Source organism: Streptomyces sp. NPDC020681 (genome assembly GCF_044334895.1).
Classification (GTDB): Bacteria; Actinomycetota; Actinomycetes; order Streptomycetales; family Streptomycetaceae; genus Streptomyces.
The window spans coordinates 144085-165721 of sequence record NZ_JBIRTX010000005.1 but is presented as its reverse complement, the minus strand read 5'-3'; the positions used below and the strand labels follow the sequence as shown (position 1 = coordinate 165721).

Sequence of the window (21637 nt, the reverse complement as noted above, 5' to 3'; positions counted from 1 at the left end):
CTCTCGTCTCCCTGCACGGGGGCGCCGTGTGCGCCCGTCGCCCCGTACGACGTGCCTGCCGCGCAAACTCATCGTTCGCCGCGCATTGAGCTGGTGAGCCGATTGGACGCCCTCGTCCGTCCTGCGTCCGGCCGGCCGAGGATGCGGGTGGCAACCCGAGCCCGAATGGCTGCTCCGAAGTGCCGGGCCGGCCTGACCCGCTTAGTTTGGCCGTGCCGTGCCGCACCGGCAGAGGCGCGCGCACCGAGGCGACAGAGAGGAACCGCCATGGCAGTCGTGATGACCTTTGTGTGGCCCGAGATCACACCCGACCTGTACGACGCGGTGCGCGAACGGGTGCGCTGGGAAAAGGACGTTCCGGACGGGTGCGTGCTGCACGTGTGCTGGTTCGCGGACGACGGCTTCCACGTGCTCGACATCTGGGAGTCGGAGCAGCAGTTCGCACAGTTCATCGCCGACCGGATCGCACCTGTGCTCAAGGGCGAACTGGGTGTGAAGAGCGACCCCCCGGCGGAGTTCGCCCCGCTCTACAGGCGATTTGTCGCGCCAGGCGTCAGCGGCGCTGCCTGAACTCCTCGCGCTGGACATCACGGGTACTCAGAGCGTCATCGGCAACCCGAACGCCGGGAAGAGATGCGGCTCGAACGTGGTGATCTCCGCGATCTGCCCTTCCTCGACACGCAGCACGTCGATCACCTGAGCCCTGAAGACACTGGTGCCGGGACGCTGCAGATAACCGGCGACCGACAACTGGCCATTGGCACGCACCGGCAGGAACCGCCAGTTTCCCGCGAACATCGGTGACGCCGGATCAAGGTTCGGCCGGACGAACGCGAAGAGCGCGTCGCGACTGGTGAACCAGAACGGATTCGGCGGCATCGTCAGCACCGCGTCCGCACGCACCAGCTCGACCATCGCGTCCACATCGGCCCGGTCGGCCGCGGCCATATAGCGATTCAGCAGCGCCAGATCCTCCGCGCTGGGCTCCTCCGCCGCCGACCAGTCCTCGCGCCGCCCCGGTAGCGCCTCCCGCAAGGCGGACCTGGCCCGCTGGACGGCACTGTTCGCCGAAGCCAGGCTGGAGCCCAGCAGATCGGCCGTCTCCTGGGCCGACCACCCGGCGACATCGCGCAGAATCACCGCCGCCCGCTGCCGCGCCGGCAGCCGCTGAATGGCCGTCAAGAAGACCAGCTCGAGCGTCTCGCTCGCCACCGCCTGATCGTCCGGCTCGTGCTGCGGCGTAGGCGACTCGGGCAACTGGTCGTCGGGGAACGGCTGCAGCCACGGCAGCCGTGGCGGCGGCGGCCCGTCACCGGAGTCCATGCCCGGCACCGGCTCGTAGGCGGTCGGTCGCCGGTTGTGCTTCCGCAGAAAGTCCAGGCAGACATTGGTGGCGATCTTGTAGAGCCAGGCCCGTGGATTCTCGACGCCCTCCAGTGTCGCCCGCCCCCGCCAGGCCCGCAGGAATGTCTCCTGCGTCAGGTCCTCCGCCTCGTCGTACGAGCCGAGCAGCCGGTAGCAGTGCACGCGCAGCTCACGCCGGTGCTGATCGGCGAGAACGCCGAAGGCGGCCTCACCGTCGTCACCGGGATTCGTCACATCGTCCGGCGTGACGAATCCCGTATCGGTGACGTCCGACGGGACACCCTCGGGCGCGGCAGATTTTTCACGCGCCTCACGCGCCTCACGCGCCTCACGCGCCTCGCGGGCCAGCCGCCGCAGCTGCGCGAACCGTGGCGACAGCGCCTCAACGTCCGCGTGGAAAGCCAGCGGGGGAGTCGGCCGCACCTTCCGCAGCCGGTCACCGATCTCGGTGATCAGCTCTTCGACAGGCACCCCGGCAGGCTTTCGCCGCTCCCGGTACGCGCGCTGCCGGCACGCCTGCGAGCAGTACGAAGCGGCCCGCCCAGGCCCGCCACCGGTCTCGATCGCGCGCCCACAGATCCGACACTTCGCCGTCATGCCTCACACGCTAAGGCCCACCGCCACCGAACCGGGGCGCACGGTCAGTCCGAGATCGGAGCCGCATGCGCCTCGGCGACACCGCTCGCCGCCACCGTGTCGAGCGCCCGCTCGAGCACCGCGGTGTCCTCCAGCGTGCGGACCTCGGTGATCTTGGCCCAGCGCAGATGCATGAACTGCATGAACACGTTCTCGTACCGGCTCCCGCCCGGCAGTTCTGCGCTGACGGAGACGCGGGTCGCGACGCGCGTTGCCCACGGGGGACCGGTGACGATGACCTCGTCGACCCGGAACCGCGGGTCCGGAATCAGCCGGGCGCCCCGCTCGGCCCAGCGGCGCAACGCGTCCAGGGTGTGGCGCTCGCCGGAGAGCGCGTGGTCGCCGTAGAAGCGGTAAGTGAACGTGGGAGCCATCGCGCTCGCCAGGGACTGGGGTTTGCCGGCGCTCATGTCGGCGAACGTGCGGCGGATCTTCGTGGCGACGATGCGGTGGTACACGGCGACCTCCAAGTTCAATGGTGCAACTGAGTCAAACACAGTCAGTTCAATGCTGCAATGCACTAGGGTTGAGCCGTGCGCCAGACCAGCTACTCCGCGATGCAATGTTCGATGGCCCATGCGCTGGAAGCGGTGGGCGACTGGTGGTCGCCGCTGATCCTGCGGGACCTGTACTTCGGCTTCCGCCGCTTCGAGGACCTCGTCGAAGACCTCGGCATCTCACGCAACCTGCTGACCGCGCGCCTGCGGACACTCACCGAACACGGCATCGTCGACCGCTCGCAGTACCAGGACCGCCCGCCGCGTCACGAGTACACACTCTCCGAGGCAGGTCGCGAGCTCGTGCCGATCCTGATGGCACTGACGGCGTGGGGCGACCGCTGGACCACCCCGGACGGAGGGCCGCCGGTCCTGTTCCGCCACGCCGCCTGCGGCCAGGAATTCGTTCCGTCGGTCACCTGCTCCGCCTGCGGCCGAACCGTACGTTCCGAAGACGTCGAGCCCGTCCCGGGACCCGGAGCGAAGACCGCACCCGGGACGATGCTCGTACACCGCTTCGTCGACGGCGAAAGCGGCGCGTGACATCACGCAAGTGAAATCATGCATTCCGACGTGCAGCCCGCCGCGGAGGAGCACGAGCTGCACGCGACCACAACGTCAGGGTGTCAAGGGTGACGCGGCATGACCGTGATGGCCTTCTGACGTCCGGCCATTGCCCGGCCGTACGCCCCTGCACATACTGAGCCGGACCGATTCCGTACGGGGGATTTCTGATGACCGAGAGCACCAGCGCGCACACCGGCACGGCCGTCGCCGTCGACCGGGACGACGAACCCATGGTGCGGGTGGAGAACTTGCACCGCTCCTTCGGTACCGGGGCCGCCGCCGTGCACGCGCTGCGTGGTGTGTCGTTCGACGTTCCGCGTGGCGAACTCGTCGCGCTCAAGGGCAGATCGGGTTCCGGGAAGACCACGCTCCTCAATCTGGTCGGTGGACTCGACTCTCCCGACCAGGGACGCATCACCGTCGGCGGTACCGATCTGGCCGGGCTCGGCGAGAACGGGCTGCTGGAGCTGCGCCGTGACCGGATCGGCTTCATCTTCCAGAGCTTCGGGCTGATCCCGATCCTGACGGCCGCCGAGAACGTCGGCGTGCCGATGCGGCTGCGCAGGACCGACCCGCAGGAGCGCGAGGAGCGTGTCGAGCTGCTTCTCGAGCTCGTCGGCCTGGCCGATCACGCGGCGCAGCGGCCCGGTGAACTCTCGGGTGGCCAGCAGCAGCGTGTCGCCATCGCCCGCGCGCTCGCCAACCGGCCGGCCCTGTTGATCGCGGACGAGCCGACGGGGCAGCTGGATGCGGAGACCGGGCTGGCGGTGATGGAGCTGCTGCGTGCCGTGGTGCGGGGAGAGGGCGTGACGGCGCTGGTGGCCACGCATGACGCTCAGTTGCTCGGGCTGGCCGACCGGGTGCTGGAGCTCAACGACGGGCTTGTCGTCGAGCAGCTCTGACGCCGCCGCACCGTCCAGCTGCTCGGATCGGTCGGTCCTCGGGCCGGAATCCGGTGTTCCCGTGCCGGAATCCGGTCACGATCTCATCAAGTCCTGCGTGAGAGCGGTTTCCTCCGCACGCCGACTCTGAAAGCATCCCGTTTCGAAAGGGCTTTCGGGGGACGTACGGCGTGAAAATCAGGGGGCGGGGCGACCGGTGGCGGGGTTTGTGTTTCTCCGTGTGCGTGGACACCGGTTGCTGCTCACAGCCGCATTGCTCGCGGTTCTGCTCACCACGGCCGTGCTGGCCGCCCTGGCGGCCTTCGCGGGCTCTGTCGGAGACGCCGGGCTGCGTCACGCTCTTGAGACCAGGAACGCCGGGGCGGCCTCGCTGGTCATCACCTCGGAGAATCCCGGCAGTCCCGGCGCCGACCGCGCTGCGGCCGGGCGGGCTGCACGGCTCGGGGCGCAGCAGTCCTTCGACGGACTCCCGGTGACTCTGCGGCAGTTCGACCGGTCGGGGCCGTACGGACTGCCGCGCAGTCTGCAGTCGGCGGCTGCCAGGAAGGGTGAACCTGATCTCACCAGGTTCGCGGTGGTGGACCGTTCGCGGGTCCGGCTGTCGGCGGGCCAGTGGCCGGTGGCGGGTCCGGGCGGGCCGGTGACCGAGGTCGCCGTGCCCGAGGTGGCGGCCAAGCGGCTGAAGCTCGCGCCGGGGCCGCGGGTGCTGAGTCTTGCCGACCGGCTGGGCGGTCCCGCGGTACGGGTACGGGTCACCGGCGTCTATCGTCCGGCTGATCGAAGCGATCCGTACTGGCAGTTGGACGAGTTGCGCGGGCGTGGTGTGCGCAAGGACTCGTTCACGATGTACGGGCCGCTGCTCACCGACGCCGCGGTCCTCGGCTCGGGCCGCATCAGCCAGGACGGTCCGTCGTGGCTGGCCACCGCGGACTTCGGCCGGCTGAGTGCGGACCGGATCGGCTCCTTGAGGACGGCGGCGAAGGGCAGCCAGAAGTTCCTCGCGGCGCAGCCTGAGCTGAAGCATGGTGTGGTGGCCCGCACTTCGCTGCCCGATGTGCTGGGTCAGTTGGAGCGCGCGCTGCTGGTGTCGCGCGCGACGTTGCTGATCGTCTCGTTGCAGTTGGTGCTGCTCGCCGCGTACGCGCTGCTGCTGGTGGCACGGCTGTTGAGCACGGAGCGCGAGGGCGAGACCCAGGTGCTGCTGGCCCGTGGCGCGTCGCGGGGGCGGCTTGCCTCGCTGTCCGCGCTGGAGGCGTTGCTGCTTGCGCTGCCGGCCGCCGTGTGCGCACCGCTGCTGGCCGGGCCGCTCACGCGACTGCTGGCCGGGCAGGGGCTGCTGGCCAGGATCGGGCTGGACCTCGACACCGGTCTGACCGCGCAGGTCTGGCTGGTCGGCGCGGTGGCGGCGCTGGCCTGCGCGGTGGCCGTGGTGGCGCCGGCACTCACGGCGGGCCGGGCGTCTCGGGGGCGTGCGTCCGCGCTGCCCGCCCCGCTGCGGGCCGGTGCGGATCTCGGTCTTGTCGTCGTGGCGGCTGTCGCCTACTGGCAGTTGGACCGGCGGACGTCCGGCAGCGGTGCGCTGAGCGGCGACCGTGAGGGTGAGCTGGGCATCGATCCGCTGCTGGTGGTGGCGCCTGCGCTGGCGTTGCTGGCCGGGACCGTTCTGACCCTGCGGTTGCTGCCGCCGACCGCCAGGCTCGCGGAGCGGCGTGCGACCGGGGGCCGTGGGCTGACGGCGTCGCTGGCGGGCTGGCAGTTCAGCCGCAGACCGTTGCGTGGCGCGGGTCCGGTGCTGTTGCTGGTGCTCGCCGTGGCGATGGGCATGCTGGCGATCGGGCAGGGTGCGTCCTGGGACCGGTCGCAGGACGATCAGGCGGACTTCAGGGCGGGTGCCCCGGTGCGTGTGCTGGGCAGTGGCACCGTCCAGTTCGGGCAGGGCGGGGTGTACGACGGGATGCCGGGCGTGACGGCCGCGGTGCCGGCCGCCCGTACCGGTCTCGGTCTGTCGGGCGGCCGTCAGGCCACGGTGCTGGCGCTCGACACCGGTCTCGCGGGCAAGGAACTGCGGCTGCGGGACGACCTGGCGGACGGCGACCCCGAGCGACTGCTTGCGGGCCTGCACCCGCAGAAGACCGCCCGTGCCGGGGTGGTGCTGCCCGATGACACGGCTCGTCTCGTTCTCGACATGACGCTGCGTGCTGCGGAGGACGGTCCGTACAGCGGGCAGGGCACGGGCATCACTCTCACAGTCGAGGACCGCTACGGAGTGCCGTACCGGCTGCAGTTGGACTCCGTGCCGGCGGCCGACGGCAAGCCGCATGCGACGACCGTGGACCTCGCCAAAGCGGCCGACGCGCCGGCGGGCAGGCCCGCGGGTCCGCTGGCGCTGACAGCGGTCGAGTTCGACGAGGCGGGTTCTCCGGACCGGATCGCGCCCAAGCGGCTGACGATCAACGCGATGCGTTCGATCACCGCAGGCGGTGCCGCACAGGCTGTCACTGTGCCGAAGGGGCTCGTCTGGGAGGCGAGCATTGCCGCGAGCATGGAGCCCGACCCGACGATCGGCGAGGCCGCTCCCAAGGTCACCGCTGTGAGTTCTTCGGCGCGGTCGCCGCTGGACCTCTCGTACCACACGGGCAAGGCGGTGTTCGACGCGATGTGGGGTGCCGAGCGCACGGTGACCGTCGTGGTCAGGGCCCGGCGCGCCGAACCGGCCGTGCCGGCGGCCCTGGCGACCGATCGCTTCCTCGAGTCCAGCGGCGCGAAGCCCGGCGCGGTCATCGAGGTCCCGATGCCGGGCGGAGGCATCCAGGTGAAGATCGCGGGCGTGCTGCGCGGCGTTCCGACGACCGGTCCCGGCGTTGTTGGACCCGACCCGGCCGCCGCCCCGGCAACCGACGGCGGCGCACTGCTGCTCGACCTGCGAGCCGTGAACCGGGTGCTCGCCGCCCGCCCCGACTCCGCCTTCCCGCCCACCGAATGGTGGCTGTTCACCGAGCCGGGCAAGGCGACGCAGGTGGCGGCTGCACTGCGGGACAGAGCCGAGATCGACCCGACCCAGATACAGGTACGCGACGAGATCGCCGAGGAACTGCACGACGATCCGCTGGGCGCGGGTCCGCAGTCGGCTCTGCTCGCGGTGGCTCTGGTCGCGGCCGCGCTGGCCGCGGTCGGCTTCGCCGTGAGCACGGTGGGCGCGGTGCGGGAACGTGGGGCGGAGTTCGCGGTGCTGCGGGCGCTCGGTACGCCGCGGCGTCAGCTGGCCCGGGTGCTGGCTGCCGAGCAGTCCCTGTTGATCGGCCTTGCGCTGTTGATCGGGCTGGGTCTCGGCGCGGTGCTCACCCGGGCCGTCGTGCCGCTGATCGTGCTGACCGGGCAGGCCACACAGCCCATCCCGGGCGTGCTGGTGGAGCTGCCCGTCGGCCGGGTGGCCGTGCTGCTGGCGGGAGTTGCCGCCGCGCCCGTGCTCATCGTGGCCGCGCTGGCGTTGCGTCGCGGTAATGCGGCGACGGAACTGCGTGTCCAGGGAGGCCGGTGAAGTGAAGGCTGTCGCCCCCTGGGTCCGTACCCGGCTGCGCACCGCACCCGGGACCGCCCTCGCGCTGATGCTGCTGGTCCTGGTCACGTCGTTCCTCGCTGCCGCCTTCCCGCGCGGCGTGGACACGTACGAGGGCGAGGGCCTGCGCCACGAGATGAGCAGTGCGTCACCGGACCGGAGCACCATCCAGCTGACCGACGATCCGGCGGAACACGAGGACACCGTCCAGAGCGACTGGGCCGCGTCGCTGGACTTCCGTCTGCTGACCCAGCAGCACCGCCAGATCCTGGCCGCGCTGCCGGATCCCCTGCGCGCCGACGCCGAACAGTCCACCTACGGAGCGCACATCACCAAACCGGTTGCGGCGACCGACGAGTGGCTTCCTCAACTGGACGGCGGAAGCCCGGTGTTCACGCTGAGCACCCGGACAGGACTTGCCGACCACTCCAAGCTGCTCTCGGGACGGCTGCCCGCGGCCGCTGCGGGCTCGGTCGGTCCGGCTGCGGATGCGGTGGAGGCCGCGGTCACCGAGGCCACCGCCAAGGCCCTCGGCATCAAGGTCGGTTCGACGGTCCATGTGCCACGGCTGGCCGCGGGCACGCCGCTGGCCATCAAGGTCACGGGCATCGTCGAACCGGCGCGGCCCCAGCTGAGCTACTGGTCGGTCGAGCCGGTCCTGCGCACGCCGACACGGCTGTACACCCCCGGGCCCCCACCCCAGCCGTACTGGCACGGCGCGCTGCTGCTGGCGCCGGAGGCAGCGCCGGTGCTGCTGTCGGTGAGCGCGGACACCGAGGCCTACTGGCGCGTCGCCGCCGATCCGAGCGGGCTCGCCATGAGCGATCTGCCCCGCATCACGGAGACGATCGCGGCTCTTGAACACGGCCCGCTTCAGTCCGAGTTGCGCACCATCGTCTCGCCTCAACTGCAGATCGACTCCGGCCTGGACGACGTTCTCATCGACTTCGAGAGCATTCGTACCGCCATCAATCCGGTCGTCGCGGTCGCTGCGTTCGGTGTCGGCAGCGTCGCGGGCGTCGTCCTGCTGATGGCCGGCGGCCTGGCCGCAGCACGTCGGCACACGGAGCTGGCGCTGCTGCGCTCACGCGGCGGTTCGGTGCGCGGTATCGCAGGACGGCTGGTCGCGGAAGTCGCCGTTCCTGTACTGCCCGCCGCGGCGATCGGCTGTGCCCTGGCCCTCGTCGTCGTCCCCGAGGGCCGGACGCTGCCGCCTCTGCTGGCCTCGGCCGCGGTCGCACTGGTCGCCTGTGCCGCGCTGCCGCTGCGGGCCGCGTTGTTGCACCGGCGGCCCCGGCTGCACGGCGATCGGGACGATCTCGCATCAGCCCGGCCCTCGCGGCGCCGGACGGTGGCCGAACTGACGCTGCTGGTGCTGACCGTGGCGGCTGTGGCGGCGCTCCGCCGCCGGGGCACGTCGGACGGCGACGCGGACGGACTGATCAGCGCCGCCCCGGTGCTGGTGGGTGTGATCGCCGCACTGCTGCTCGTACGGCTGTATCCGCTGCCCTTGCGGCTCGCGGCGCTGCCGCTGGCGCGGCGGCGCGGTGCCATCGGATTTCTGTCCCTGGCCCGCGCGGGCCGGTCCTCGGCCACCGCCGCGCTCCCGCTGCTCGCGCTGCTGATTGCCCTGACGACGGCGGCGTTCGGCGGCTCCGTGCTCGCCGGGGTCGCAGACGCCCGGGACAGGGCTTCGCTGGCGGCGGTGGGCGCCGATGCCCGTATCGATGCGGCCGACGAACTGCCGGACACGCTGGCCGATGAGGTACGGAAGGTGGCGGGGGTGCGCGATGTCGTGGCCCTCTACCGCGAGGCCGACCTGGATCTGCGGGACAGCGGCACTGAGAGCGTCACGCTGCTCGCCGTCGACCCCGACTCGTACGCAAGTCTGGCCCGCCGCACCGGCCTCGGCGCGTTCCGCGCCGACGAGCTGCGGAAGTCCTCCGGTCCACTGCCCGCGATCGCCTCCCCGCGGGTCGCCGAGCGGCTCGGCGACCAGGCGGCCACGATCGGTCCTACGAGCGGCATGTTCACGGTCCGGGTGGATGCCGTGCGCGGCACCACTCCGGCCGTGGCCGACGGTGAGTTCCTGGTGGTGGACGCGGCGGGTCTGCCGGACTCCCGCCCCGCCACCACACTGCTGGTCTCCGGCCCGTCCGTGTCCGGCGCCGACTTGCAGGCCGCGGCCCGGACGGCAGGCGGCGCCCTCACCGTCACGCTGCGCTCCGCCGAACGGGCCGCTTTCACCGAGTCGCCGGTGCAGAGCGGCGCCGAGCGGATCTACGTGGCGGCCGCAGCGGCGGCCGCCGGATACGCCGTCCTCGCGCTGCTGCTGTCGCTGCTTCAGAGCGCTCCGGAGCGTGCCGCGCTGCTGGCCCGGCTGCGCACCATGGGCCTGACCCGTCGTCAGGGTCGCCGTCTGCTGATCCTGGAGAACCTGCCGCAGGCGCTGTTGGCGGCGGTGGGCGGCGGGATGGTCGGCTGGGCGGCGATCCGGCTGCTCGCGCCGGGCATTGATCTGGGCCGTCTTGCGCTCGCCTCGCACGGCAGCTTCCCGTCCCTCGGCGGCGTACAGCTGCGCGCCGATCCCTGGAGCCTCATGCTGCCCGCGCTCGCCGTGGTGGTGATCGCGTCGGCGGTGGCCGCGGCGCAGGCCTGGGTGACCACCCGGCGCAGGACAACGACCGAACTCAGGGCAGGAGACACGCGATGACCGAGTCCGCTACGACCGGCTCTTCCACGGGGATCACCCTCGACGAGCTGGAGCGCCGCGCGGCCGCCCGCCGCGACCGGCCCGAGTACGGCCACGACGCGCTGATCACCTGCGACCGGCTGGTCCGGATCTTTTCCACGGACGGTGTCGAGGTGCAGGCGCTCCAGGGACTCGATCTCCTGGTCCGCGACGGCGAGTTGATGGCTCTGGTCGGCGCGTCCGGCAGCGGCAAGTCGACCCTGATGAACATCCTCGCGGGCCTCGACGAGCCGACGGCAGGCGCGGCCAAGGTGGCCGGCCGGGATCTGCTGACCATGGGCGCGAAGGACCGGCTGCGCTACCGGCGCGAGGTCGTCGGCTTCGTCTGGCAGCAGACGGCACGCAATCTGCTGCCGTATCTGAGTGCCGCGCAGAACGTGGCGCTGCCGATGCAACTCCGCGGCCGTACGAAGAACAAGGCGGAGCGGGCCGAGTCCCTGCTCTCCCTGCTGGATGTCGCGGACTGCCGCGACCGCCGCCCGCACCAGATGTCCGGCGGCCAGCAGCAGCGGGTGGCGATCGCGGTGGCGCTGGCGAACGAGCCGTCGGTGCTTCTCGCCGACGAGCCCACGGGCGAGCTGGACTCCCAGACGGCCGAGCAGGTCTTCGCCGCGTTGCGTACGGCCAACGAGGAACTGGGCACCACGATCGTCGTCGTCACCCACGATCAGGCGGTGGCCGACGAGGTCCGGCGCACGGTGGCCATCCGCGACGGCCGCACGTCAACGGAAACTCTGCGCCGCACGGAGGTCGACGCGACGGGCCAGGAATCGGTGGTGGCCAGGGAGTACGCGATGCTGGACCGCGCCGGCCGGCTGCAACTGCCCGCGGACTACACGGAGGCCCTGGGCATGCGCGATCGGGTCATGCTGGAGCTGGAAGCGGACCACATCGGAATCTGGCCGGACGACACGAGCGAGCGCGCGTAACCACTGCGGATACACGGGCGCTCCGCTGCTTGAGGCCCTCGCGGCGCACGCGGGCGGCGCGGCGCCGGCTGGCGCGCGGTCGGCCAAAAGCTCCTGGGGTTGAGCCGTTTGCGAACCCTTGACCAAAGGCCGCAGCGGATCGCTGCGCATGTCAGGGCGTGTCAGCCGACGGGTGCGGGGAGTCGTAACGGCGTTACTGTTCACGGCGGGCAGCTGGATCAGCCGCGTCCGCAATGAACCGGGTGACGAGCACAGGGAACGGGGCCGCCGGTGAGCTCGGCAAGAAATCCGCCGTCGGTGAACCGACGCCGTCCCGCACATGACATGCCCCAGCGCGGCGGCATCGGCCGACTGCCGTTCGGCCAACCGCGAGCCATGGTAGGTGAGCCTTGCCTCACATATCAAGGGGTGCCCGGTGCCCGGCTGTTCGCACATTCCTTACCCCCGGAGAGACTGGGAGATCCCAAGGTGGTCACGGTCCATGACACGCTCACCACGGAGGAGTCCGGAGCCGGCGTCGTCGGTACGGCGACAGCGCTCCTCGACGCCTACCGGCCCGCGACGGACCGCTTCTTCTCCTCACCGACCCGAACACTCCTGGCCCGTGGCATCAGCGTCCAAGTGCCGCACGACGCACGACCGTTGACGGAACGAGTACGAGACGCTCTGACCTCGGCCCGCGCATCGGGACAGCCGGACCCGATCGTCGTCGGAGCGATGCCGTTCGACCCTGCCGCGCCCGCCGCCCTCGCCGTCCCCGACACCCTGCACCAGGCGCCCGCACTCGGCAGGGACCCGCTGATCGCGCTGCCTGCGCCCGAACCGGCCGACACCGCCTGGGAGATGAGCCCGGTCCCGGCGCCCGAGGTGTACGGAGCAGCTGTCGCCGCCGCCGTCGGCCGGATGAAGGCGGGCGAGTTCAGCAAGGTCGTCCTGGCCCGTGCACTCGATCTGAGGGGCGACCGGGAGCCCGATGTGCCAGGGATGCTGCAACGCCTCGCCCGTCGCGACACCCGCGGCTACACCTTCGCCATGCCCACCGGAAGCGGCCGCACCCTGCTGGGTGCCAGCCCCGAACTCCTGGTCTCCCGGCGCGGCGACGCTCTGGTCGCCAACCCGCTCGCCGGTTCCACACCTCGCAGTGCCGACCTCGCCGAGGATGTGCGACGGGCCGCGGCGCTGCTCGAGTCGCCGAAGGACCTGCACGAGCACGCCGTCGTCGTGAACGCGATACGCGAGGCACTGGCCCCGTACTGCACCGACCTCGTCGTGCCCGAGCGGCCCACGCTGGTGAAGACCGCAGCGATGTGGCACCTGTCGACGACCATGACCGGATCCCTTGCGGACCTCGGGGGCGGAGCGCCGGCCTCCGCCCTGGAACTCGCCTGCGCCCTGCACCCCACACCCGCCGTCTGCGGGCAGCCAACCGCGTTGGCCCGAAGGGTGATCGGGGAGCTGGAGCCGTTCGACCGCGGGCTGTACTCCGGGGTCGTGGGGTGGGGCGACGCGGCGGGCGACGGTGAGTGGGTGGTGACCATCCGCTGCGCCGAGGCGGCCCCGAGCGGACTGCGGCTGTTCGCCGGAGCGGGCGTGGTGGCCTCGTCCGACCCGGCGGCGGAGATAGCCGAGACGAGCGCCAAGTTCCGCACCTTTCTCGACGCTGTCGGGGCCACGCTGTGAGCGCGGATGCGCCGACCTGGCCCGCCGACTTCGCGGAGCGCTACCGCGCCGCCGGGTACTGGCAGGGCGAAACGTTCGGGCAGATGCTGCGCACCCGCGCCGGGCAGCATCCGGACCGGATCGCCGTGGTCGACCCGGCCGGACTCGGGCGGCGCTGGACCTACGGCGAGCTGGACCTGCGCGCCGACCGGCTCGCCGCCGGTTTCCTGGCCGCCGGGATCGGCCGGGGCGACCGTGTTGTGGTGCAACTGCCGAATGTCGCGGAGTTCTTCGAGGTGGTCTTCGCACTGTTCCGGATCGGCGCGCTGCCGGTGTTCGCGCTGCCGGCCCACCGAGAGTCGGAGATCGGGTACTTCTGCTCGTTCTCCGAGGCCGTCGCGTATGTCACCGCCGACCACCATGAAGGCTTCGACTACCGCGACCTCGCCGCGAAGGTGAAGGATCAGGCACCAACGCTGCGGCATGTGTTCGTGGTGGGCGAGCCGGGCGACCACACGGCGCTGAGCTCGGTGCCGCGTGATCCCGCAGAGGAATACGACCGGCCGCAGGCATCCGACCTGGCGTTCCTCCAGCTCTCCGGCGGCAGCACCGGTGTGCCGAAGCTGATCCCACGCACACACGACGACTATCTGTACTCGCTCCGCGGGTCGAACGAGATCTGCGCGATGGACGAGAACAGCGTCTATCTGGTCGTCCTGCCGGCCGCGCACAACTTCCCACTCAGCTCGCCGGGTTCGCTGGGCACCCTGTGTGCGGGCGGACGAGTGGTGCTGTGCCCGAGTCCGGACCCGGAGACCGCGTTCCCTCTCATCGCACGCGAGCACGTGACGATCACCGGTCTCGTGCCGCCGCTCGCGCTGGTGTGGACACAGGCCGCACTGAACACAACGCACGACCTCTCCAGCCTGAACGTCCTGCTGGTGGGCGGCGCAAAGCTCAGCGAAGAGGCGGCGCGGCGGGTACGTCCCGCGCTCGGCTGCACGCTCCAGCAGGTCTTCGGTATGGCCGAAGGGCTCGTCAACTACACGCGGCTGGACGACGACGAGGAAACGATCGTCACCACCCAGGGCCGGCCGATCTCGCCCGACGACGAGATCCGCATCGTCGACGACGAGGACAACGACGTCGCGCCCGGCGGCACGGGCCATCTGATCACCCGCGGCCCCTACACCATCCGGGGGTACTGGCGCGCCCCAGAGCACAACACGCGCTCGTTCACGCGCGACGGCTTCTACCGCACTGGCGATATCGCCCGTGCGACGCCGAGCGGGCATCTGGTGGTGGAGGGGCGCGCCAAGGACCAGATCAACCGCGGCGGCGAGAAGATCGCGGCGGAGGAGGTCGAGAACGTCATCCTCGGCCACCCGGCCGTGCACGACGTGTCCCTCGTCTCCGTCCCCGACGACTACCTGGGGGAGCGGACCTGCGCGTACGTCATCCTCCGCGCCGGCGCCGAGCTGCGTCCGGCGGCTCTGCGGCGGTTCGTACGGGAGCGGGGTCTGGCCGCCTTCAAGGTGCCCGACCGGGTCGAGTTCGTCGATGTCTTCCCGGCCACGGGTGTCGGCAAGGTCAGCAAGAAGCATCTCCGCCAGAGCGCTGGCCAGCCCGCCACATCGTGATCTGTCCGCCGCTTCGTGAAAGGCACCTGATTTCCATGGCGCTGCCCGCCATCGCCCCATACGCCATGCCCGGCGTCATCGACCTGCCCGACAACCGCGTCGACTGGACCATCGACCCGGCGCGCGCGGTCCTGCTCGTCCACGACCTGCAGAACCATTTCCTGTCCGCCTTCGAGCCCGACGCCTCGCCGGTGACCGAACTCCTCATCAATACGGCCCGGTTGACGGCCCATGCGCGAACCCAGGGTGTGCCGGTCGTGTACTCCGCGCAGCCCGGAGGCCAGAGCCCCGAACAGCGAGGTCTGCAGCAGGACTTCTGGGGACCGGGACTGCCCGCCGACCCGCACGCCGAAGCCATTGCCGAGGCTGTGGCACCGCAGGAGGGCGACACGCTGCTGACCAAGTGGAAGTACAGCGCCTTCGTACGGTCCGACCTCGCCGCGCTGCTGGAGCGCCACGGCCGCGACCAGCTCATCATCACCGGCGTGTACGCGCACATCGGAGTGGTCATGACGGCCTGCGACGCCTGGATGCGCGACATCAAGGCCTTCGTGGTCGCTGACGCCGTCGCCGACTTCGCGGAGGAGGAACACCGGTGGGCGCTGCGCTGGGCTGCCGGCAGATGCGCCGTCGTCACCACCACCGACGCGATCCTCAAGGGGGAGTGACATCTGTGGCACTGACCGTGCATCAGATACGTGCGGACGTCGCCGATGTGCTGGGGGAGGACCCGGCGGACATCCCCGACGACGAGAACCTCGCGGACTACGGCCTGGACTCCATGCGGCTGATGAGCCTGGTGGAGCGGTGGCGGCGCGAGCATGGCGCCGATGTGTCGTTCGTGGACCTGGCCGAGCGTCCGGTGATCGAGGCGTGGACACCCTTGCTGGGGGCCGAGGCATGACAGCCGTATCCCCGGTGGACCGTGCGGATGCGGCGGGCCTTCCGCTGACCGCGGCGCAGTTGGGCATGTGGTACCTGCAGGCCCTCGATCCGGACAGCCCCGCGCTGAACACCGCCGAGTACTGGGAGATCGAGGGCCCGTTGCGGCCGGAGCTGCTGGCGCAGGCGCTGCGCCGCACTGCTCGGGAGGCCGAGGCGTTGTGTGTGCGGATCACGGAAACCGCGGACGGGCCACGGCAGTTCAGCCTCGACCCGGGCGCGCTCGGGTCCGGGTTTCCGCTGCACAGGGCGGATCTGCGCGGGGAGCAGGATCCGTGGGCGGCGGCCCGGGTGTGGATGGACGACGATCTGAAGCGGCCCTTTGATCTCGCCGCCGGGCCGCTGTTCCGGCATGCGCTGCTGAGGATCGGTGACGAGCGCTGGCTGTGGTACCAGTGCGTGCACCACGTGGTCATGGACGGCTTCGGCTACTCGCTGCTGGCCCGCCGCACCGCGGAGGTGTACTCGGAGCTCGCCGCGCACACGGAGCCGGGCGAGTCTCCGTTCGGCCGACTGGCCAACCTGATCGCCGACGACGCCGGCTACCGCGCGGACGACCGTTTCGAGGAGGACCGGGCTCACTGGGCGAAGGCGCTTGCTGAGCGTCCCGAGTCGCCGGCGCTCGCCGGGCGTACCGCGCTGCCGTCGCGCACGTTCCTGCGGCGCGGCTCCCGCGTGCCGGACTCGACAACGGCCGGCCTGCGGGCGGTCGCGGACAGGCTGCGGGTTACCTGGCCGGAGGTGCTGATCGCCGCCCAGGCGTTGTACGTCTCGCGGGCGACGGGCAGTTCGGACGTGGTGCTGGGGATGCCGATGATGGGCCGGATGGGCTCGGTCGCCCTGCGGATCCCCGGCATGGTGATGAATGTGCTGCCGCTGAGTCTGACCGTCACCCCGGACGCGACACCGGCTTCTCTGATTCGGCAGGTTGTGCTCGCGGTGCGGGCCGCGCGTCGGCATCAGCGCTACCGGATCGAGGACATCAGGCGCGATCTGGGCCTGCTGGGTGAGGGCCGAGCGCTGGTGGGTCCGCTGGTCAACGTCATGCCGTTCGACTACGGGCTGGTCTTCGCCGGGCTGACCGCCGTCCCGCACAACCTCTCCGCCGGGCCGGTCGACGATCTCACCGTCAACGTCTACGACCGCACCGACGGCCGGGGCCTGCACATCGACTTCGACGCCAACCCCGCCGTGTACACCGCCGACGAACTCGCGGCCCACCAACAGCGCTTCCTCCACCTGCTCGCCCGGATCGGCTCGTGTGATCCGGCGGTACCGGTCGCCCAACTGGGGATGGCGACCGAGGCGGAAAAGGAGCGTGTACTGGTCGAGTTCAACGACACGGCCCGGCCGCTGCCCGCCACCACCCTCATCGGCCCGATCGAGGCCCAGGCCCGTCGCACCCCGGACGCTCCGGCACTGGTCTTTGGCGAGACGACGCTGACATACGCGGAATTGAACGCGCGGGCGAATCGTCTCGCCCGTCATCTGGCCGGGCAGGGCGTGCGACCCGGTGTGCTGGTGGCGATCGCGCTGCCGCGTTCGGTGGAGCTGATCGTCGCTCTGCTGGCGGTGCTGAAAGCGGGCGGAGCGTATCTCCCGCTCGATCCGGGCCATCCGCCGAGCCGACTGGCCGACATGCTCGACGACGCCGCCCCGGTCTGCGTCGTCACCGATACCACGACCCGAAACCGGCTGCCTGATCACGGACCCGCACCCGTCCTCCTCGACGGCACGGACCTGTCGGCTCTCCCATCGCTTGACCCGCCGCGTGCGCTGACGCCGCAGCATCCGGCGTACGTCATCTACACGTCGGGTTCGACGGGCAGGCCGAAGGGTGTGGTGGTGTCGCATGCGGCCATCGACAACCGCCTCCGCTGGATGCAGCACACCTATCCGCTCGCCCCCGGCGACCGGGTGCTCCAGAAGACACCCGCCGGATTCGACGTGTCCGTGTGGGAATTCTTCTGGGCTCTGCGCGAGGGCGCCACGCTCGTCGTCGCCGAGCCCGACGGGCACAAGGACCCGCTCCACCTTGCCCGTACCGTCCAGGAACAGGCCGTCACCGTCTGCCATTTCGTGCCGTCGATGCTCCAGGTGTTCCTCGCGGAAGCGGCGGCGGCCGGATGCTCCTCACTGCGGGATGTCTTCTGCAGCGGCGAGGCCCTGCCCCGTGACACCGCCGACGACTTCCACCGCACCCTGCCGAGCGCCCGGTTGCACAATCTGTACGGGCCCACAGAAGCAGCCGTCGACGTCACCCATCACACGTGCGTGCCCGGCGAGTCGGGGCCGGTGCCGATCGGCCGTCCGGTGTGGAACACCCGGCTGTACGTCCTGGACCAGGCGCTCCAGCCCTGCCCGCCCGGGGTCACTGGCGAGCTCTACCTCGCCGGGGCGCAGCTCGCCGACGGCTATCTCCGCCGGCCAGACCTGACGGCCACCCGTTTCGTGGCCGACCCCTACGGCCCGGACGGCTCCCGTATGTACCGCACGGGCGATCTCGCCCGCTGGACCGCGGACGGTGAGGTCCTCTATCTGGGGCGCACCGACCAGCAGGTCAAACTCCGCGGCCAGCGCCTGGAACCGGGCGAGATCGAGGCGCAGTTGGCGGCGGTCGACGGGGTGACGGGTGCATGTGTGATCGTGCGTGAGGACCGGCCGGGCGATCAGCGGCTGGTTGCCTATGTCAGGGGCAGCGGCGCGGTACCGGACCAGGACTTTCTGCGCACACGCCTCGGCACGGTGCTGCCCGACTACATGGTGCCCGCCGCGATCGTCCGCCTCGACGACTTCCCGCTCAGCCCCAACGGCAAGCTCGACCGCAAGGCGCTGCCCGCGCCTGCCACCGGTGCGAAGGCCGGGGGCCGGGCCCCGCGCAACCCGACCGAGGAGACGCTGACCCGGCTGTTCGCCGAAGTCCTCGGCCTGGAACGGGTGGGCACGGACGCCGCTTTCTTCGACCTCGGCGGCACGTCTCTGTTGGCGGCCCGCCTCATGTCCCGTATCCGCGACACGCTCGGCCTCAGCGCGCCGCTCGGGACACTGTTCCGGGCGCCGACACCGGCCGCGCTCGCCGACCGCCTCACCGACGACAGCGCCCCCGACACCGCGCTGGAGGTGCTGCTGCCGCTGCGCGCGAGCGGCGAGGGCATCCCGCTGTTCGTGTTCCATCCGGCCGGTGGCATCAGCTGGTGCTACTCGGGGCTGCTGCGAGGTCTGGGCCCTGGCCGGCCGGTCCACGGGCTGCAGGCCCGCGGTCTTGCGGACGACGGCGAAACCCTGCCCGGCACGATGGACGAGATGGCTGCGGACTACGTGGCGCAGATCCGCGCTGTTCAGCGGCACGGCCCCTACCGACTCCTGGGGTGGTCGGTCGGCGGTGTCATCGCCCACACGGTGGCCGTCCACCTCCAGCAGGCCGGCGAACAGGTCGACCTGCTGGCCCTGATGGACGCCTACCCCTCCGACCAGTGGCGCGATCTGGCCGGACCGACCGAGGCGGATGCGCTCAACGCCCTGCTGCGGATGGCCGGTTTCAACGGCGAGGGCCTGACCCGGGACAGTGTGCTGGCCACGCTTCGCCGCGAGGGCAGCGCGCTGGCGGCCCTTCCGGAACGGGTGCTCACCGCGGTCCTCGGCATCGTCTCCAACAACGCCCGCCTGATGCGCACTCACGAGCACCAAGTCTTCGACGGCGACCTGCTGTTCTTCACGGCCGCCGCTCCCCGTGCCGAGGACTGGCTCACTCCGCACGCCTGGCGGCCGTACCTGACGGGCCGGCTCGATGATCACCCGCTCCAGTGTCTGCATCCGGAGATGACACAGCCGCGGCAGCTGGACGAGATCGCCGCCGTCCTGGACGCCCGGCTGAAGGAACTCGACACCTGACCCGTCCCTTGGACTCCACTCCCGAACCGGCTCCCTCATCTGGAGGCACACCAATGTCCCAATCACGTACCACGATCGGCCGCCGAGTCCTGCTCGCCGCCGCGATATCCGCGACCTGCGCGCTCACCCCCGCGGGCCTGGCGAACGCCGCGCCTGTCGCCCAGGTCCATGCCCGTCAGGCCGCCTACACGGTCGACTCCGCGGAACTGGGTCAGGGCCTGTACCAAGTGGCCTACTCGGCGCGGAACAACGTGCTGTGGGTGACCAGCTCTGTCGGCTTCCCGCCGGTCACCCAGTCGCAGCTGCTCAAGGTGGACCCGCGGACGTTGACGGTGAAGGCCGCCTACACGCCGCCGGTCACGGACGCGGCCACGGGTGCGCGGGAGGCGGTGTACGGGGTGGCGGTCGACGACGAGCACAACACCGTGTGGACCACCAACACGGTCGACAACTCCCTGGCCGTCTACAGCCAGAGCACCGGCGAGCACCTTGCCTCACTGCCCGGCGTCGAGCACGCCCGAGACGTCGTCGTCGACGCGCGGCGCAATCTCGCGTGGGCCACCGGGCTCATGGACGGCAGCGTCGTCGCCTTCGACACCCGTACGTACCGGGAGAAGCGGCGGATCAAGGTGGCGGGCGCGGCCCCGGCGGGTTTGGCTGTCGACGAGCGCACCGGCACGGTGTACGCGGCCGACCTGACCAACGGTCAGCTCATCGAGGTCTCCGCCAGTTCAGACCAGCCGCGGCTAATCCCTGCGGGAAAGGGCTCCATCGACGTCTCGCTCTCGGCCGACGGCCTCACCGCCTACACCGCCAATCAGGGCAGCGGCACGGTCTCGGTCATCGATCTGCAGGCCGGCACGGTGCGCCGGGAGATCGCGACGGGAGCGGGCGCTCTCGCGGTGGCGACCGACCACTGCACCGGCAACGTCTTCGTCGCCAACCGGGTTTCCGGGACGACCACGGTGGTCGACCCGCGCAGGGGAACGGTCGTCGCGGACCTTGCGACCGGCGCGAACACCGACCACGTGGTGATGGTCCGCGGTACGGCCTACGTCGTCGACAAGGCGGCGGCCGGTGCACAGGCGATGGACTCCATCCACCGCATCCGCACCACCGGCTGACCGGCCGTCGGACATTGCACGATCATCCGTGCGAAGTCCGGCCGATGACGAGCCTGATCGCGCTGATCGTGAGGTCGGGGTCGTTCACCTGCACGTAGTGGTCGCTCCCCGTGGCGAGGAATTGAGGGGTCTGCGGCGCCAGTTCCACCAGCGCCTGCTGTACCAGCGGCCAGGCCCCCTTCCACCCGCGCCAGTAGCTGCTTGGAGGTTCCCTCGGCGACGCCGAACGGTTCCGTCTTGCTGAGGACGGCGAGCGGCACCTTCGGCAGCGGACCGGCACGCTCCACCGCCGCGACGGCACCGTCGACATCGACCTTCTCGAATGCCGGATCGTCGTCGAAGGGCGTGCCGGGATTGTTCAGGAGCCGCAGGTACGCGGCCCAGTCCGGGCCCAGGAACGGCTTCATGTTTGTGCCGAACGAGTCGACGAGGACGAGGCCGTCGACCCGATCCGGGTGCTCCTGGGCGAACAACCGCGTGATCATGCCCCCGAACGAGTGACCCACCAGCACGTAGGGACCCGGTACCTGCCCCGACGTCAGCACCTTGTCGAGGTCGCTCACCATGTCCGGGAGCGAGCGCGTACCCGTCACCGGCGTACTCCGCGCGGTGAGGACGGGAGGTTCGACGTACCGGACCGTGCCGGGCCGGTCGTAGGTGCAGACACGGGTGAACTCCGCGACTCCGGGGAAGACCGCGGGCGCCTTCGGCACCGGCGGGCGGGTGTCCGTGATGGTCCAGGTGTCGGACGAGTCGTGGAGCCCCGAGACGAGGACGACGGTGGGGCTGCCGCTTCCCCGGCAGCGCAGGTAGATCTTCCGGCCGCCGCCGATGTCCACCTGCCGAGCCACGTCACCGGAAGCCGTCGCCGTCGTCCCAGTCCCGGTCGCAGGTGCCGTTGCCGCCGCGGCGCGGTCGGCCGGAACGGTGTCACAGGCGGGCAGCAGCATCAGCGCTGCCGCGGTCGATGCCAGTACTACGACGGGCATTCGTTGTCGCATGGCACCAGCCTCGACGCGGGCGCGGGCGCTCGCCACCGCGCGCGGCCCGAGCAGTGCCTGCTCATCGATGACACGGCGGTCAACTGTGCGGCCGCCCGGCGCCGCGGCTGGACTGCCGTGGGCCACCTCGACACCGCACGCACCATCACCGACCTCGCTCGGGTCGCGCGCTGAAG

Annotated in this window: 16 protein-coding genes; 13 read left to right on the top strand and 3 right to left on the bottom strand. The window is 70.9% G+C overall.

Going from position 1 to position 21637, the window contains the following annotated elements:
- Positions 1-267 precede the first annotated feature (267 nt).
- Positions 268-570 carry a hypothetical protein gene (locus ACH4YL_RS13780; protein WP_398507501.1) on the top strand — a complete coding sequence of 101 codons (303 nt, stop codon included), beginning with the start codon at positions 268-270 and terminating at the stop codon, positions 568-570.
- Between the two features lie 27 nt (positions 571-597).
- On the opposite strand, the gene ACH4YL_RS13775 is transcribed toward ACH4YL_RS13780, so the two are convergent.
- A complete protein-coding gene (locus ACH4YL_RS13775) occupies positions 598-1962 on the bottom strand; it encodes an RNA polymerase subunit sigma-70 (protein ID WP_398507500.1) in 1365 nt (454 codons plus the stop codon).
- Between the two features lie 44 nt (positions 1963-2006).
- Positions 2007-2459, bottom strand: coding sequence for a nuclear transport factor 2 family protein (locus ACH4YL_RS13770; protein ID WP_398507499.1), 453 nt, complete (start codon positions 2457-2459; stop codon positions 2007-2009).
- A gap of 75 nt (positions 2460-2534) precedes the next feature.
- Here ACH4YL_RS13770 and ACH4YL_RS13765 point away from each other — a divergent pair, with 75 nt between their 5' ends.
- The 11 genes from ACH4YL_RS13765 (at position 2535) to ACH4YL_RS13715 (ending at position 20460) form a co-directional block, all read left to right on the top strand.
- Positions 2535-3041 carry a winged helix-turn-helix transcriptional regulator gene (locus tag ACH4YL_RS13765; RefSeq protein ID WP_398507498.1) on the top strand — a complete coding sequence of 169 codons (507 nt, stop codon included), beginning with the start codon at positions 2535-2537 and terminating at the stop codon, positions 3039-3041.
- Between the two features lie 191 nt (positions 3042-3232).
- A complete protein-coding gene (locus ACH4YL_RS13760) occupies positions 3233-3967 on the top strand; it encodes an ABC transporter ATP-binding protein (RefSeq protein ID WP_398507497.1) in 735 nt (244 codons plus the stop codon).
- A gap of 196 nt (positions 3968-4163) precedes the next feature.
- Positions 4164-7505, top strand: a complete 3342-nt coding sequence (locus ACH4YL_RS13755) for an FtsX-like permease family protein (RefSeq protein ID WP_398507496.1) — start codon at positions 4164-4166, stop codon at positions 7503-7505.
- A 1-nt stretch (position 7506) separates the two neighbouring features.
- Entirely contained in the window at positions 7507-10236 is a 2730-nt protein-coding gene (locus tag ACH4YL_RS13750; RefSeq protein WP_398507495.1) for an FtsX-like permease family protein, read from the top strand.
- Positions 10233-11204, top strand: a complete 972-nt coding sequence (locus ACH4YL_RS13745; protein ID WP_398507494.1) for an ABC transporter ATP-binding protein — start codon at positions 10233-10235, stop codon at positions 11202-11204. Before ACH4YL_RS13750 ends, ACH4YL_RS13745 begins: the two co-directional genes overlap by 4 nt.
- Positions 11205-11672: 468 nt before the next feature.
- Positions 11673-12884: an isochorismate synthase gene (locus tag ACH4YL_RS13740; protein ID WP_398507493.1), complete on the top strand. Its 1212-nt coding sequence runs from the start codon at positions 11673-11675 to the stop codon at positions 12882-12884.
- Entirely contained in the window at positions 12881-14503 is a 1623-nt protein-coding gene (locus ACH4YL_RS13735; RefSeq protein WP_398507492.1) for a (2,3-dihydroxybenzoyl)adenylate synthase, read from the top strand. Before ACH4YL_RS13740 ends, ACH4YL_RS13735 begins: the two co-directional genes overlap by 4 nt.
- 35 nt (positions 14504-14538) lie before the next feature.
- On the top strand, positions 14539-15171 hold the full coding sequence (locus tag ACH4YL_RS13730; RefSeq protein WP_398507491.1) for an isochorismatase family protein: 633 nt from the start codon (positions 14539-14541) through the stop codon (positions 15169-15171).
- Positions 15172-15176: 5 nt separating this feature from the next.
- The gene (locus tag ACH4YL_RS13725) at positions 15177-15407 is read left to right on the top strand and encodes a phosphopantetheine-binding protein (protein ID WP_398507490.1); all 231 of its coding nucleotides are present in this window, start codon (positions 15177-15179) and stop codon (positions 15405-15407) included.
- Positions 15404-19336 carry an amino acid adenylation domain-containing protein gene (locus ACH4YL_RS13720; protein ID WP_398507489.1) on the top strand — a complete coding sequence of 1311 codons (3933 nt, stop codon included), beginning with the start codon at positions 15404-15406 and terminating at the stop codon, positions 19334-19336. The genes ACH4YL_RS13725 and ACH4YL_RS13720 overlap by 4 nt, the downstream gene beginning before the upstream one ends.
- Positions 19337-19389: 53 nt before the next feature.
- Positions 19390-20460, top strand: a complete 1071-nt coding sequence (locus ACH4YL_RS13715; protein WP_398507488.1) for a YncE family protein — start codon at positions 19390-19392, stop codon at positions 20458-20460.
- Here the strand turns inward: ACH4YL_RS13715 and ACH4YL_RS13710 are convergent.
- A complete protein-coding gene (locus ACH4YL_RS13710; RefSeq protein ID WP_398507487.1) occupies positions 20388-21461 on the bottom strand; it encodes an alpha/beta fold hydrolase in 1074 nt (357 codons plus the stop codon). The two genes, ACH4YL_RS13715 and ACH4YL_RS13710, sit on opposite strands and share 73 nt — an antisense overlap.
- Here ACH4YL_RS13710 and ACH4YL_RS13705 point away from each other — a divergent pair.
- Positions 21453-21635: a hypothetical protein gene (locus ACH4YL_RS13705; RefSeq protein ID WP_398507486.1), complete on the top strand. Its 183-nt coding sequence runs from the start codon at positions 21453-21455 to the stop codon at positions 21633-21635. The two genes, ACH4YL_RS13710 and ACH4YL_RS13705, sit on opposite strands and share 9 nt — an antisense overlap.
- Positions 21636-21637 lie beyond the last annotated feature (2 nt).